Origin of the sequence: Polaromonas sp. (assembly GCF_012927455.1) — a bacterium.
Lineage (GTDB): Bacteria > Pseudomonadota > Gammaproteobacteria > Burkholderiales > Burkholderiaceae_C > Polaromonas.
In genome coordinates this window covers 181,872-196,010 of record NZ_JABBPE010000005.1, presented here as the reverse complement: position 1 = coordinate 196,010, position 14,139 = coordinate 181,872, and the positions used below count along the sequence as shown (strand labels likewise).

12 protein-coding genes are annotated in these 14,139 nt (G+C 63.0%); 4 read left to right on the top strand and 8 right to left on the bottom strand.

Annotated features, from left to right (window positions below):
- Window positions 1-89: 89 nt before the first annotated feature.
- The 5 genes from HHJ18_RS06865 to HHJ18_RS06845 form a co-directional block, all read right to left on the bottom strand.
- Window positions 90-269: a hypothetical protein gene (locus HHJ18_RS06865; protein ID WP_296913095.1), complete on the bottom strand. Its 180-nt coding sequence runs from the start codon at window positions 267-269 to the stop codon at window positions 90-92.
- Between the two features lie 48 nt (window positions 270-317).
- The gene (locus tag HHJ18_RS06860; RefSeq protein ID WP_296913093.1) at window positions 318-515 is read right to left on the bottom strand and encodes a DUF2892 domain-containing protein; all 198 of its coding nucleotides are present in this window, start codon (window positions 513-515) and stop codon (window positions 318-320) included.
- 89 nt (window positions 516-604) lie between these two features.
- Complete coding sequence (locus HHJ18_RS06855; protein WP_296913090.1) at window positions 605-1,255, bottom strand: Crp/Fnr family transcriptional regulator; 651 nt, start codon at window positions 1,253-1,255, stop codon at window positions 605-607.
- A 97-nt stretch (window positions 1,256-1,352) separates the two neighbouring features.
- A complete protein-coding gene (recJ, locus tag HHJ18_RS06850) occupies window positions 1,353-3,077 on the bottom strand; it encodes a single-stranded-DNA-specific exonuclease RecJ (protein WP_296913087.1) in 1,725 nt (574 codons plus the stop codon).
- Window positions 3,078-3,111: 34 nt separating this feature from the next.
- Window positions 3,112-4,140, bottom strand: a complete 1,029-nt coding sequence (locus HHJ18_RS06845) for a hypothetical protein (protein WP_296913084.1) — start codon at window positions 4,138-4,140, stop codon at window positions 3,112-3,114.
- A gap of 33 nt (window positions 4,141-4,173) precedes the next feature.
- Here HHJ18_RS06845 and HHJ18_RS06840 point away from each other — a divergent pair, with 33 nt between their 5' ends.
- Both HHJ18_RS06840 and lolD read left to right on the top strand, forming a co-directional pair.
- Complete coding sequence (locus HHJ18_RS06840; protein ID WP_296913081.1) at window positions 4,174-5,430, top strand: lipoprotein-releasing ABC transporter permease subunit; 1,257 nt, start codon at window positions 4,174-4,176, stop codon at window positions 5,428-5,430.
- A gap of 243 nt (window positions 5,431-5,673) precedes the next feature.
- Window positions 5,674-6,405, top strand: coding sequence for a lipoprotein-releasing ABC transporter ATP-binding protein LolD (gene lolD, locus HHJ18_RS06835; RefSeq protein WP_296913512.1), 732 nt, complete (start codon window positions 5,674-5,676; stop codon window positions 6,403-6,405).
- Window positions 6,406-6,450: 45 nt separating this feature from the next.
- Here the strand turns inward: lolD and HHJ18_RS06830 are convergent, their stop codons facing one another.
- Window positions 6,451-8,106 (bottom strand): hypothetical protein, encoded by a 1,656-nt coding sequence (locus tag HHJ18_RS06830; protein WP_296913079.1) that lies wholly within the window; start codon window positions 8,104-8,106, stop codon window positions 6,451-6,453.
- A 38-nt stretch (window positions 8,107-8,144) separates the two neighbouring features.
- The gene (locus HHJ18_RS06825) at window positions 8,145-9,992 is read right to left on the bottom strand and encodes a polysaccharide deacetylase family protein (RefSeq protein WP_296913076.1); all 1,848 of its coding nucleotides are present in this window, start codon (window positions 9,990-9,992) and stop codon (window positions 8,145-8,147) included.
- A gap of 705 nt (window positions 9,993-10,697) precedes the next feature.
- Between HHJ18_RS06825 and HHJ18_RS06820 the strand changes: the two genes are divergently transcribed.
- Window positions 10,698-11,102, top strand: coding sequence for a DUF2946 domain-containing protein (locus HHJ18_RS06820; protein ID WP_296913511.1), 405 nt, complete (start codon window positions 10,698-10,700; stop codon window positions 11,100-11,102).
- A gap of 196 nt (window positions 11,103-11,298) precedes the next feature.
- Here HHJ18_RS06820 and HHJ18_RS06815 read toward each other — a convergent pair whose 3' ends face one another.
- The gene (locus tag HHJ18_RS06815) at window positions 11,299-11,568 is read right to left on the bottom strand and encodes a hypothetical protein (RefSeq protein ID WP_296913074.1); all 270 of its coding nucleotides are present in this window, start codon (window positions 11,566-11,568) and stop codon (window positions 11,299-11,301) included.
- Window positions 11,569-11,765: 197 nt separating this feature from the next.
- On the opposite strand from HHJ18_RS06815, the gene HHJ18_RS06810 reads away from it, so the two are divergent.
- Complete coding sequence (locus HHJ18_RS06810) at window positions 11,766-14,072, top strand: TonB-dependent receptor (RefSeq protein ID WP_296913509.1); 2,307 nt, start codon at window positions 11,766-11,768, stop codon at window positions 14,070-14,072.
- The last annotated feature ends 67 nt before the right edge of the window (window positions 14,073-14,139 follow it).

The window sequence follows — 14,139 nt, the reverse complement described above, 5'->3', positions numbered from 1 at the left end:
CTTTTAGCAAGTCAGCGCTTGCCCGCGAGCGCACAGCGATGGCTTTACTTGGCTGCCGGCGTCTGGCGCTTGGCAGCCTTCGCGCCGCCTCAGCGAAAGCCGAAGTAAGACAGGATGACGCCAATAATGACGACCAGGCCGACGATGTAAATGATGGAGTTCATGCTTTTCCCCTCTGGCAAGGATTGACGCGTCGAAGTGAGCGCCTTCTGAATCTTGATCTTTGCCGCCGTGTTGGCGCCCGGCTGTAGGCGGCCCGGCGCAGGCATCGTCAGACAAATTCGGACAAATGCGCTAGCGCCGGGGCGCGGGCTGCCTCAGGCCCGGCTCTTCAGGGGGCAGCTGTTCAAGCCCAGCATGGCGTAAAGCGGGCACCAGCCGATCAGACCGGTGGCCAGCGGCACGATGCCGATCCAGCCCCACAGGCCGACCGTGCCGGTGGCGGCCAGGCCGATCAGCACCAGGCCGAGGACGATGCGCAGCATGCGGTCGATGCCGCCTTCATTGGATTTCATGGCTATTTCCTTGGGTGAAGTGATTGATGACTCGATTGGACGCTTGCCTCCGCCGGGGGGTCTGTGACCTGAGTCACCCAGCGCCGCGTTCAGGCCGGCAGCGTGGCGGCCAAGGCGCGCAGCGCGGCGCTGTCGCTGATGTGAATGCGTTCGCGCGACAGCGTCACCCAGCCTTCGCGCTCAAAGCGGCGCAGCAACCGCGAGACGATTTCGCGCACGGTGCCCAGCTCATCGGCCAGCGCCTGGTGCGTGATGGTGAGTTGCTGGCCACGGCCCAGCAGTGCGGCGGCCAGGCGTTGGTCCAGCCGGTGAAAGGCCACCGCATCGATCAGCCCCGTCAGGTCGGCCATGCGTTCGGCGAACAGGCCCAGCACCTCATTGCGAAAAGCTGGCGTTTCCAGCCACTGGTTGAACACCGGCGGCGCAATCATCAGCAGCGTGGTCGCCTTGGTGGTCACGCCGTGGGCCGACAGCGGCTGGCTGCGAAACAGGCAGGCGCTGGAAACCAGGCACAGCTCGCCGGGCACCACGCGGTACAGCTCCAGCGAACGCCCGTCGCTGGAATGGCGCGACACCTTGATCTCGCCGGCCAGCAGCAGCGGAAAGCCCTGGCAGGGTGCGTTTTCGTCAAACAGCACGCTGCCCGCCGGCACGCTGAGCGGACCCACCGTCGGCCCCAGCTCGGCCAGCGCGGGAACGACGTGCGCCAGGGCGGGGTAGAGCGCGAAGGGGTCGGTCATGCGGTGGTCCTTGTCTTGATGGTTGGCTGATTGCTATGAATTAAATAGCTGCTAGCGCCCGTGGATATTGGGCTAGAGTCGTTTTTGATACCTGTTATCAGACTTCGGCCGCTTCCACCAAAAAGCGCACCCGCCGCACACCCTGCCACTCATCGGCATCAAGCCGAAACGCCAGCGTGACGCGCGTCGGCAAAGCCTCGGTATGGCCAAACCAGATGCCGTCGACCGGCTGGCCCTGGTGCTTGAGCTTGAGCGCCAGGTGCTTCTCACCGACCAGGCGCTGCGACACTACCTCGACTTCCTCGCTGAAGGTGGGTGCGGCGAAGCCCTGGCCCCATACCTCCTTGTGCAGCGTATCGACCAGATCGGCACGCCGGTACTCCGGCGCCAGCGGGCCGTCGGTGTCGAGGCGGCGCGTCAGGGTGGCGGCGTCCAGCCACTCGTGGGCGACCTGCTGCAGCGCCTGCTCGAAAGCCTCGAAGTTTTCTTCGGCAATGGTGCAGCCGGCCGCCATGGCATGGCCGCCAAAGCGCAGCAGCACGCCGGGACAGCGCTTGGCGACCAGATCGAGCGCGTCGCGCAGGTGAAAGCCGGGGATTGAACGGCCGGAGCCTTTCAACTCGTGCTCCTTGCCCGGCGCCTGGCTTGCGGCAAACACAAAGGTCGGGCGGTGCAGCTTGTCCTTGATGCGCGAGGCGACGATGCCGACCACGCCTTCGTGAAAGTCCGGCTCAAAAATCGCAATCGCCGGCGGCGGCTCCTCATCCTCGTCGATCATCGCGTCGGCCGCCAGCTGCGCCTGTTCGCGCATGCCGGCCTCGATGTCGCGGCGCTCGCGGTTGATGCTGTCAAGCAACTTGGCGAGTTCGTCGGCGCGCGCCGCGTCGTCGGTCAGCAGGCACTCGATGCCCAGCGTCATGTCGGCCAGTCGCCCCGCCGCGTTGATGCGCGGACCGAGTGCAAAGCCAAAGTCAAATGTCGTGGCCACAGGCGCCAAGCGGCCTGCAGCGGTAAAAAGGCTGGCAAGCCCCGCCGGCAGGGCGCCAGCGCGTATGCGCCTGAGCCCCTGCGCCACCAGGCGGCGGTTGTTGGCGTCGAGCTTGACCACATCGGCCACCGTGCCCAAAGCCACCAGCGGCAGCAGCGTGTCCAGCTTGGGCTGCTGGCTCGCATCAAAAACCCCGCGCTGGCGCAGTTCGGCGCGCAGCGCCAGCAGCACATAAAACATCACGCCAACGCCGGCCAGCGCCTTGCTTTCGAAGCCGCAACCGGGCTGGTTCGGGTTGACGATCACGTCGGCGTCGGGCAGCACGACCAGCCCGCCCTTGAGCGCCGGCAGGTGGTGGTCGGTCACCAGCACCTGCATGCCCAGCGCCTTGGCGCGGGCCACGCCGTCCAGGCTGGCAATGCCGTTGTCGACGGTGACCAGCAGATCGGCGCCGCTGGCCTTGACGCGCTCGGCAATCGGCGCCGTCAGGCCATAGCCGTCTATCACCCGGTCTGGCACCAGGTAGCTAACGTGTTGGGCACCCAGCAGCTTCAGGCCGCGCAGCGCCACGGCGCAGGCGGTGGCGCCGTCGCAGTCGTAGTCGGCGACCACGCAGATCCTTTTGCCGGCGGCCATGGCATCGGCCAGCAACCGGGCGGCGGCGCTTGCGCCTAGCAGCGAGGCGGGCGGCAGCAGCCTGGCCAGCCCGTCGTCGAGTTCGTCCATGGAGTGAACGCCGCGCGCCGCGTAAAGCTGCGCCAGCAAGGGGTGAATACCGCCCTGCTGCAGCGCCCAAACGCTGCGCGGCGGCACGTCGCGTACCTGTATCTTCATGGTGTCATTTTCAGTTCTGTAGTTGCTATGATAGTTATAGCTGTTGCAGCCCGTCCCATATGGGTTTGGGAGCTAAAAGACTGGAAATCCGGGCAAAAAGGCCGGCTTGGCTGGATGCAAAGGTTTGCGCGCTGCGCTCGCCGCACAAGGTCAGCCGCACGGCCTCGCCAGCCTGCTGGCGCGCCAGCAGCTGGGCCACGGCGCCGCCGTCGAGCTGGGCCCAGGCCTGCGCGTAGGCGTCCCAGTCGTCGGCAAAGACCGCCTGGGCCAGGCTGCGCGTCACGTTGATGTTGGCCTTGGCCGCAGGTGCGTAGTCTGTCGGCAAGGCGCCGGTACCGCTGATCCAGATCGAATTGACCGGTAACTCGCGCCGGGCCGCCCGCTCATCGTTGAGCGGATGCGTGTACAGCAGCATCTGCATTTCGTTTTGCAGCAACGTTATCTTTTTTGCCCCCACGCTTTTTGCGCCGGGCAGCCAGGCATCGACATTGCGGCCCAGCACGCGGTCCAGCGAGGCCGTCGGCAGGCTGCGAAACAGCTCGCCTTCGGCCAGCCAGCGCTGTGGCCCGGGAGCGTCGACGTCATGCAGCGTGATGCCGTCGGATTCAAAATAAGGTTGCATGGCCGTCAGCAGGGCGCGCGATTCGTCTTCGCGCAGCGCCAGCGCGGCCGGGTCGCTCAGCGTGGCGTGCCCGCGGCCCATGGCCCAGTGGCAAGGCGTGATCCAGGCCCAGGCCAGCTGGCCGTCAGCTTGTAGGTGCTTGGCAGCGTCGCTGGCCGCCCAGGGAATCAGCCCATCGACGCCGGCGTCGCCCAGCAGGCCTTGCGCCCGCGCCAGCGCCCGCTCGTGCGGTGGCGACAGCGTGTGCGCGTCGCCTTCGTCCGTGCGGATGGGTTTCATGCCCTGCAGCAAACGGCTTAGGTTGCGCGTGCTGTCGCGCGGCAAGGCCTGCATCGTCGGCAGCCAGGCCGGGGCGCTGCAGGCGGCAAATGGAATCAGCAGGTGTGGCAGGGCGGAATGCGCGCGGGAGGAGGAAGACGAGGTGGCTGAATTGGCTGACATGGGTCTATTGTCCGGGATGCCACAATCGCGCTCATGCAAATTCCTTACGAGCTGCTTCTGGGCTGGCGCTACACCCGCGCCGGCCGCGCCACCCGGCGCAACGGCTTTATTTCCTTTATTTCGGGCGTGTCGATGCTGGGCATTGCGCTGGGGGTGGCGGCGCTGATCATTGTGCTGAGTGTGATGAACGGCTTTCAGAAGGAAGTGCGCGACCGCATGCTGGGCGTGATCTCGCACATCGAGGTGTTCGCGCCCCAAGGCGTTGCCTTGCCCGATCCGCAGAAAACCCTGGCCGAGATAAAGGCCAACCAGAACGTTCAGGGCGCTGCAACTTTCATAGCATCGCAGGCCCTGCTGGCGCGCGGTGAAGACATGAAGGGCGCCATGGTGCGGGGCATTGACCCGGCACTGGAAGGGCAGGTCACCGACTTGGCGGGGCAGCGCACCGGCGCGGCTTTTGCCAAACTGGTCAGCGGTGAGTTTGGCGTGGTGCTGGGCGGCGAGCTGGCGCGTTCCCTGGGGGTGCGCGAGGGCGACCGCGTCACGCTGATTGCGCCCAGCGGCCAGGTCACGCCGGCCGGTGTGGTGCCGCGCCTGAAGCAGCTGACGGTGGTCGGCACCTTTGATTCCGGCCATTTTGAATACGACTCGGCGCTGCTGATGCTGCACCAGGACGACGCTGCCAAGATTTTCCGGCTCGACGGCCCCACCGGTATCCGCATCAGGCTCAAGGACCTGAACAAGGCGCGCGAAGTGGCGCGCGAGTTGGCGGGCAGCCTGAGCGGCGACCTCTTGATTCGCGACTGGACGCGCCAAAACAAGACCTGGTTTGACGCTGTCCAGTTGGAAAAACGCATGATGTTCATCATCCTCACGCTGATCGTGGCGGTGGCCGCCTTCAACCTGGTCAGCACGCTGGTCATGACGGTGACCGACAAGCGCGCCGACATCGCCATCTTGCGCACGCTGGGCGCCAGCCCGAAAAGCATCATGGGAATTTTTGTCGTGCAGGGCGCCATGGTCGGCGTGATTGGCACCTTAGCGGGCCTGCTGCTGGGCCTGGGCATCGCGCTCAATATCGACGTGCTGGTGCCGGCGCTGGAACGGCTGTTCAACGCCAGCTTTCTGCCCAAGGATATTTACCTGATCAGCCGCATGCCGAGCGACCCGCAGTACGCCGACATCATGCCGATTGCCGTCATCTCGCTGGTGCTGGCATTTTTGGCAACCATCTACCCAAGCTGGCGCGCCAGCCGCGTCAATCCGGCAGAGGCCCTGCGTTATGAATGATGCCCCCACGCTCCCCACTGCGTGTGGTTCGCTGCCCCCCGAGGGGGCGCTGCGCCGGCGGCCCGGCGAAGCCGGTTCCGCGGCCCCTGCTGGGGAAGATTGCCCCCTACGCTCCTCTCTGCGTGTGGTTTGCCCTCAAGGGCCGCTGCGCCTGCGGCCTGGCAAAGCCAGATCTGCCGCCGGTACTAACTTGAAGAGGAGACCGCTTTGACTTTTGCTGCACCCGAATTGCTCCTTCCCCCGCTGGGGGAAGGCAGGGATGGGGGCCTCCCCGGCGCCAAATTTGAGCAGCGAGGCGAGGTCGTGCTGCGTGCCAGCGGCCTGACTAAACGCTTCACCGAAGGCCGGCTTGACGTAACCGTGCTGCAGGGCGTTGACCTGCAGGTGCATCGCGGCGAAACGCTGGCCATCGTCGGCGCCTCGGGTTCCGGCAAAAGTACCTTGCTGCACCTGATGGGCGGGCTGGATGCGCCAACTGCCGGGCAGGTTGAGATCAAGGGGCAGCGCCTGTCCACGCTGTCACCGGCCCAGCAGGGCGAATTGCGCAACCAGCACCTCGGCTTCGTCTACCAGTTTCACCATCTGCTGCCCGAGTTCAGCGCTCTCGACAATGTCGCCATGCCGCTGTGGATCAGGCGGCAGGCTAGGGAGGAAGCTGCGCGGGTTGCTGCAAAAATGCTAGCGGATGTGGGCCTCGGGGACCGCCTCCACCACCGCCCCTCCGAGCTTTCGGGCGGCGAGCGCCAGCGTGTCGCGATTGCCCGCGCCCTGGTAACGCAACCGGCATGCGTGCTGGCCGACGAGCCCACTGGCAATCTTGACCGGTCGACGGCCGACGGCGTGTTCGAGCTGATGCTGCAACTGGCGCGTGAGCACGGCACGGCGTTTGTGCTGGTGACGCACGACGAAACGCTGGCGCTGCGCTGCCGGCGACATTTGAGGCTGGTGCTGGGGCGCTTGTCGGAGGCGGGGTGATGGCGCGGTCGTGCCTGAGCAGCCCGTTCAGCGCAGTCTGGGCTGTTACTTGATTTCGTGAAGCGCCATGCCGGCAAAGCTCGGCCAGGCTGAAAAGACGCTCTCCAGTTCAGGAAGCTGCCTGAGCAGACTTGCCGTATCCCCATAAAAACTCGTGGCGCTTCCCGTGATGTTGTGGGTGCCAAGCGCGCGCAAAGCGATACCGTGCGGATTTTCCATCGGCCGCCTGAGCACCAATAGAAAATACTGCTTGCCGAGCAGAACCTGCCACAACTCGCCTGCCGCCGCCGGTTCGTAGCGGTAGCGGGTCTCAAGCGCAATCGGGCCCGCTTCAAGCGCTACCCGAACGCTCTTGCCGTGTCGATCGCCCCAGTCAAGAAACGTTGCGGCAAAGCGATAGATCTCTTCGGGGTCGGTGCGGTAGTCCATCACCACCAGGCCGCTCAGCCAGGGCGCGATGCTGTCAAGCAGGGCTGGCTTGCCGGCCCACCAGAAGGGCACGACCATTTCCAGTGCCATGTCGCTGTTGTCGTGCAGGGACTTGACGAGTTCGACGTAACGCTGGTCCCACGCCGCTGCGGCCATTTCGTAACCCGCCAGCAAATAGGGTTCCACATCGAACTGCACGCCGCGCAAGCGAGCGCCGGGCGGCATGGCGCTGTTAAAGCGGGAATAGGCGCGGGCACGCGCCAGCGTGGCCGGGCGCTCCTTCAGTTGCACCATATTCGGATCGCCGTCCACGGCCCACACCGCAATACCTGCTGCCCCAGCACGCCGGATAAAGGCGGCGAGCCGATCGGGCTGGTGCACCGCGCCGGCTGCGACGGGCACGGTGATGTAAAGCGTGCCCAGCGCGTACTTTCGAGCCAGTGCAAGAACCGCCTCAGGCTTTTGCTGCCATTGCGCGGCCTGCCACACCCATGCGGCGCGCGATGGCACTGTCGTGGCCTGCGGGAGAAGCAGCAAGCTGTCCAGCTGCAGCTGGGCCGAGCCCGCCGGGCAGGCGATGGTCCAGTGGCGCCAGTCGGACCGGGCAGCTACCTTGTCCAGCGCATAGGCCTGTGTAAGGTCTGACGGTCGGGCCTCAAAATAGCCCAGATGCGAGCCCGCATCGCGTGCGGCCTGCGCAGCACTGACCGCAACTATTTCAAAGCTTCCGTTGCCATTGCCCCGAATCTGCAATTGGCTGCGGGCGCGCGGCAAGTAAGAGGAGGGCGCGCTCAGCACCACGCCCGCCGGTTGTCCGCCCGGGCTGCATTGCATCGACAACCGCCCCTGCTGTAGCCTGGCGTTCACCCGGTTTTCTGCGCCGAATGTGGCGGCGTTCAGCTGGTTTAGCAAATTGTGGCCCAGCGGCAGGGGCAGCGTTGCTGGCGCAGGCGCGCTGCTGGTTTCGGCAGCGATGATTTCAGTGATCAGGAAGCGGCTGTCCTGCGTTTTCCCCGACAGCGCAAACGGGCTACCCGGCTGCGCCGCCTGCGCTGGCGTGATCGGACGCAAGCCCACGACATCCTGGGCGGACAGTTCCAGCACCTTGTTCTCGCATCGGGGGCTGGGCAGCGTATCGCTGATGGAGGCGCGCAGTTCGGAGCCGTCAGGCCGCAGCATCTGGACCTCATACCGGCTGGATGCCGCGTCATCGCCTGCCGGGCAGATTTGCAGCCAGGCCGCTAGCGCCTGCTGGCCAAAGAGCAGGGCCAAAACAGCTAGTCCGTACTTCATGAAGTTTGACCGGGAGGCTATTGGGAAAACTGTATTTCTACGTTTCCGCTGAAGCTGGGCAGTAGCAGTTGACGGCCGGACTGTACAGGGGCCGCCGTGGCGGGGCGGCTGCCTGTCAGGCGCCAGCCCGCCGGAACCTCGACAGTTAGCCCGGCAATGGGTTGCGGCGCCTTCAGGGTGAGGGTCTTGCTGCTGTTGACTGTGACCACATCAACGCTGACCTGATCGCGCGCGGCCCACCACTGGCCGAAAGAAGCCAGGGTGCCAAACCATGCCGTTGGTTTCATTGCTTGCACCAGACCGCGCGTGAAAGCTAGCTTGTGGTCAAGAACATTCGGATGCGTCAGCACCACGTAAAGCCCACCGTAGCGCTGTATTTTTTCGGCGATCTGCAGGGCCTGCGGGAGTCGGCTGCCCATCAGCGGCGCGCCCTCATCTTCAATGGTGATCGGAAACTCAAAAATGCCGGTCTCATCCACTGAGCGGCGGTTGTAGTTCAGTCGAAACGGCAAATGCGTCAGCGCGTTGTTGGCTGTGGCAGAGGAACTGAAGCGGTAGCCGGTCGCTTCAAGGGCCTGTGGCAGGGTTTCGGGATTTTCCAGATGGCCGGGCCGAAAACTGGTCACAGCCAGGCCGGGCACGGTGGCCTCCAGTAGGTAGCGGCTGATTCGCAGTTCGCCAAGCACCGTCGCGTGGCGGGTTTCGGTCCGGCTCTTGACGAAGGGCTCATAAGCGGGATAAGCCTCACTGCCGCTTCCCAGTGGCAGCGCGCCGAACGCTTTTGAGTGGGCCACCGAGTGACTGGCTACTTCCATGCCCATCTCTGACAGCTGACGAACTTTGGCGGCGCCCTCGGTGTTGAAAAAGACATCGTCATTCCAGTCCCGGATGTATTTGGTCTGTATGAAATAGGTAGCCGCGATGCCTTGCGACTTCTGGTACTGCGCGTAGCTCAGGGCGTTGTTGACTGAGCGGGTGTAGTCAATGTCGTGCGTCAAAATGATTGAAAGCCGTTTGCCGTCCGGCACAGTGCCCAGCAGCACGGCATCAGGTTCGCGCTCGGCATAGATGTCACGCAGCAGCAGGTAGAGCGTGTCAAGGCCCGGCTCAAAGCTGTTGACATAGCTTTTGGCCACACCTTCTTGCCGGTTGTTGTAGCCCAGCAGGCTGAAGGCGCCGATATCCAGTCCAAGTGCATAAGCGCGGCCCTTTCCCACGTCCTGGCTTATGAGTGCCGGCGTGTTGTCGTCATAGCGGGCCAGCACGCGGCCGGTGGGGCTGGAATAACTGTAGGTTCCGCGCGGCTGCAGCGTGCTGCCGATGGGAATGTTCAGATCAGCGTTGCCAAAATACCGTTGGATGAAAGCGTTGTCAGATGCAAAGCGTAGCTGGGTATGCGCCGTGGACGAAACGGCTTCCGAGAACCCGAACAGGCTGTTCACGCCGCCTCCCAGCACGTGGGTGGCCACCAGCGTCCCGCCTTGCCGGGTGAATTTGGCCAGCGCTGACAGCGCCTGCGCCGTCATGGTCTTGCCTGAAATGACGGGATAGACCATTACCAGTCCGTGTTTCAGGGCCTCCTGGTAATCCTCGGTGAGGGTAAAGGGAATACCGAAAGATTTCAGGCCCTGCACCAGGCCGAGCCAACTCGAATCGCGGTCCGTCAGCAAAATGGCCATGCGGCTCAATCCGCCTCCTGCGTATTCGCTGATGGGTGTAGGTACGTCTGGCCCCACCACGCTGGTTGTGCTGGGGCCTGACAGGCCCGGGAAGCGAAAAACGCTGTCGTCCAGAAAATGCCACAGCGCGGCGATGAGCAGGGAAAAAAAGACAAGCCCCGAGAGGAGTTTTGCAGGACGGGACATGGCACAAACCGATCAACCAAAGGATTGCGCATCGTAACAAGCTTGTGCTGCCACTTTTTGCGGCAGCGCTACGCGCCAGCCCCGTCGGCAAACTCGACGCGGCAATCGCGCGACGGCGCCTTCGAGTTGATGCTGCAACTGGGGCGCTTGTTGAAGGCGGAAAGCGCATTTGCGGGGCATTTCCTGGCCTATGCCGCATCCGTCGCTGTGGTGGGCCTCAGCGCATTGGGAATCCATCATGCACCGCAGCGTTGTTGCTGGCGCTGCTTGCGGGAATGGCGGCCGGCATTGCGGCTGACTTTGATGCACCGAGTTGGCCGGGCGCTGTTGGCGTCGCCGGGTCAATGATGTTCATTCTGGGTTGTGCGCTGGCCGCATTTCACGATTTGGCTGGCCTGCCTAAACTTCAGTCCATTTTGCCCATCGCACGGCGGGTGCTTGGTTCGTGGGTCGCGGCAATAGGGCTGTAAATGACCACACTGGCTATCCATTTGAGTAAGAATTGATTTAAGGCGGCCATCACTACGGTCAGTCACGGACCTGATTTTTCCCCGTGCATGAACTCTGCGACACCGGTTGCACTTCACACGCGAATGACTGAATCGTCTAACGAAGATAATTCTCATTGGCAAGAGGAAAATTCTCAATTTTCGCCTCCGCTCAAGCTGCTGATTGTTGATCACTTTTTCGGCTAGTATTTATTTCATGGGACTTCGCCGACTAACAAGATGCCTGACTGCATGGATTGCATGTTTTGTCATGCTGTTTGCGTCGCTTGCGCCGTCAATCTCCCATGCTGTTACTGCTGCACGCAGTAACACTTCGTTCTGGGCCGAGGATTGTTCGATACATGGTGAAGTGCACAAGGCGGCAGATCACCAGGATCACCAGGATCATGGGGTTCCGACTCATGACCCGAAGGGGTCGCATTTTGAACACTGCCCGTTTTGCCTGACACACGCGGGCTCGTTTGCCTTGATACAGACTTCTGCGACCGCGGTATACGAGGCCGGCGGCTTTTCTGAGTTTCCTTTACTTTTATTTCAGGCCCCGCGCCTGCTTTTCGTCTGGGTCTCTGCCCAGGCACGCGCTCCCCCCGCTGTTTCCTGATCGCTATTGGCGCCACGCTCGTCCGCACTGATGCGGGAGCCTGTGGTTTTATTCCTGGCCCAGCCAAGGAAGCTGTCCTGCTAATCGGCAGGCGGCAGCCATCACCCGAGAGCCTGCATGTCTCTTGGGGAAAAAGTCAGATATCAAACACATCAGAGTTGGAGCATTCATGCAAAAAACATCTTTGTGCCTGGCGCTAGCCATGGCGTTTCAAATCACCGAAACACGCAGCGAATCCGATCTCAACCTTAACGGCATCACCTTTGGCAAACGTCTTTTTGGCGACTGTAAGTCCGGTGTCGATGGGCGCAGCTTTAGCGTGTGCCAACGCCGACGGCAAAGGCAGCAAAAGGGTCAGCTTCCTGGGCGCTGCCATTTGCCGCAACAAGTCTCGAAAATGCGCCGCCACCTTCGGTGCTGACATCTGACCGGCCAAGCACAGCTGCGAAAGCCGCTGAATTGTCATGATGTCAGGCGCCAGTCCGCACCACGGACCCGGCTGGCGCCTCTTCCCAGATTGCTTGCATGTTGGCCTGATGGCTTGCATGTCTATGACCGTTCCGTTCAAAGGTGAGTTTCATGAAATCAATTCGTGCCTGTTTTTCGTTTCCTCTCAATGCCGTAGCCGCTGCCACGCTGGCCAGCCTGACGGCGGCCGGAGTCATGCTTTCCCTGCCTGCTTTCGGGCAGACTTCAGCCGATGCGGTATCGGCCGCTACTGCCGATTCGCCCACCAAGTCGCTGGGCATGGTCACCGTCAACAGCGGCCAGCCGACCTCGCTGCCCACGCAGATTCCCACCACGATGGAGGGCATCACCCGCGAGCAGATCGAGCAGACCATCAACGCCACCGACAGCGAGGATGCGCTCAAGTACCTGCCCAGCCTGTTGGTGCGCAAACGCTACATCGGCGACTACAACCATGCCATCTTGTCCAGCCGCGCCTCGGGCACCGGCAACAGCGCGCGTTCGGCGGTTTATGCCGACGGCATCTTGCTTTCCAACTACCTGGGAAACGGCGTCGGCGGCCTGAGTTTTCCGCCGCGCTGGGGCTTGGTGACGCCCGAGGAAATCGAGCGCGTCGACGTGATGTATGGCCCGTTCTCGGCCGCCTACCCCGGCAACTCGGTTGGCGCCGTGGTCGACTACGTGACGCGCATGCCGACCAAATTCGAGGCGCACGGCAAGATCGACTACGTGAGTCAGCCCTTCGAGCTGTACAGCACCAGCAGCACCTTTACCGCGACGCAGGCCAGTGCCTCGCTGGGCAATAAAAACGGCGGCTGGTCGTGGTGGATTAACGCCAACCGTACCGACAGCCACGGCCAGCCGCTGACCTTCCCGACCCGGGTAGTGTCAACCGGCGCAGCGGGCAATGCCGGTACGGCGGTGAGCGGTGCGGTGCTGGAACGCAACAACGCCAACCTGCCTTGGTACATCCTCGGCACCGGCACCGAGTACCACACGATTCAGGACCACCTCAAAATCAAGCTGGCCTACGACATCACGCCCACGCTGCGTGCCGCCTACACGCTGGGTTACTGGCAGAACAAGTCCGAGGGCGATTCCGTTTCCTACCTGCGCAACGCGGCAGGGCAGCCGGTTTACAGCGGCCCTGTCAACATCAACGGCCGCTCCTTCACCCTCAACGGGGGCGACTTCGCCCTCACCAGGGAAAACCTCAGCCATGTCATGCATGGCTTGTCGGTCAAGAGCCATACGCAAGGCGTGTGGGACTGGGAGGTGGCAGCCAGCCTTTATGACTACGATCGCGACCTGAAGCGCCAGAACGGGGTCGCCAATCCGCTGCCCGCAGCGGCGGTCGGGGGCGCTGGAACCATTGCCGACGGCAGCGGCACCGGCTGGTACACGCTGGCACTCAAGGGCACCTGGCGTCCGCAGGGCCTCAAAGGCGCGCACATCGCCGATTTTGGTGTGCAGCAGGACAGCTACAAACTACGCTACCGCACTTCCAACATCGCCGGCAACTGGCTGGCCGATGGCGCCGGCACGCTGGCGAGCAATGTACGCGGCGACGCGCAATTGCAAAGCCTGTATGCGCAGGACGCTTGGGCCTTCGCGCCACGCTGGAAAACCGTGCTGGGTGCGCGGGTCGAACGCTGGACTGCATCGGACGGCCTGACCAATTTTTCCGCCAGCAACGCGCTGAGTTTTTCTTCGCGCAGCGAGAGTTTTGTTTCGCCCAAGGCCGCGCTGTCCTGGCAGTGGACTGACGATACCGTGCTTAAGGCGTCGGCCGGACGGGCCATTCGTTTTCCAACGGTCGGCGAACTGTATGGCGCAACCGCGACGGCCAACTCGCAGTTCATCAACGACCCCAATCTGCGCCCCGAGAAGTCCTGGACCACCGAATTGACGGCCGAAAAAGACCTTGGCAGCGGACTGCTGCGCCTGACCTTCTTCACCGAAAACACACGCGATGCGCTGTACACGCAAACCGCCTTCGATCCGGTTGCCAACTTGAACATCAGCCGGGTGCAAAACGTCGGCCGCATCGCCACCAAGGGTCTGGAGGCGGCCTACAACGGTTTTGACGTGGGACTTAAGGGACTGGACCTGGGCGGCAGCATCACTTACGCCGATTCGATCATCAAGGAGAACAGCGGCTTCGTCGCCACGCCGGGCGATACCGTGGGTAAACAGCAGCCCAACATCCCGCGCTGGCGCGCCACCGCGCTGGCCAGCTACCGCTTTAAACCGCAGTGGACGGCCACGCTCGCTGCGCGTTACAGCGGCACGCAGTACCGAACGCTGAACAACGCCGATGTCAATGGCTTCACCTATCAGGGCGTCAGCAAGTATTTCACCGGCGACCTGCGCGTGCGCTATCAGGTCAGCAAGGCCATGACGGCAGCCTTTGGCATCGAGAACCTGAACAACTACAAGTACTGGAACTTTCATCCCTATCCGCAGCGCAGCTACGTGGCGGAACTGAAGGTTAATCTGTAAACCAGTCAACACGGTTGCCAACTGAGTAAAGAAATTCCTTGGGACACAAGCCTTTTAACCACGCGTT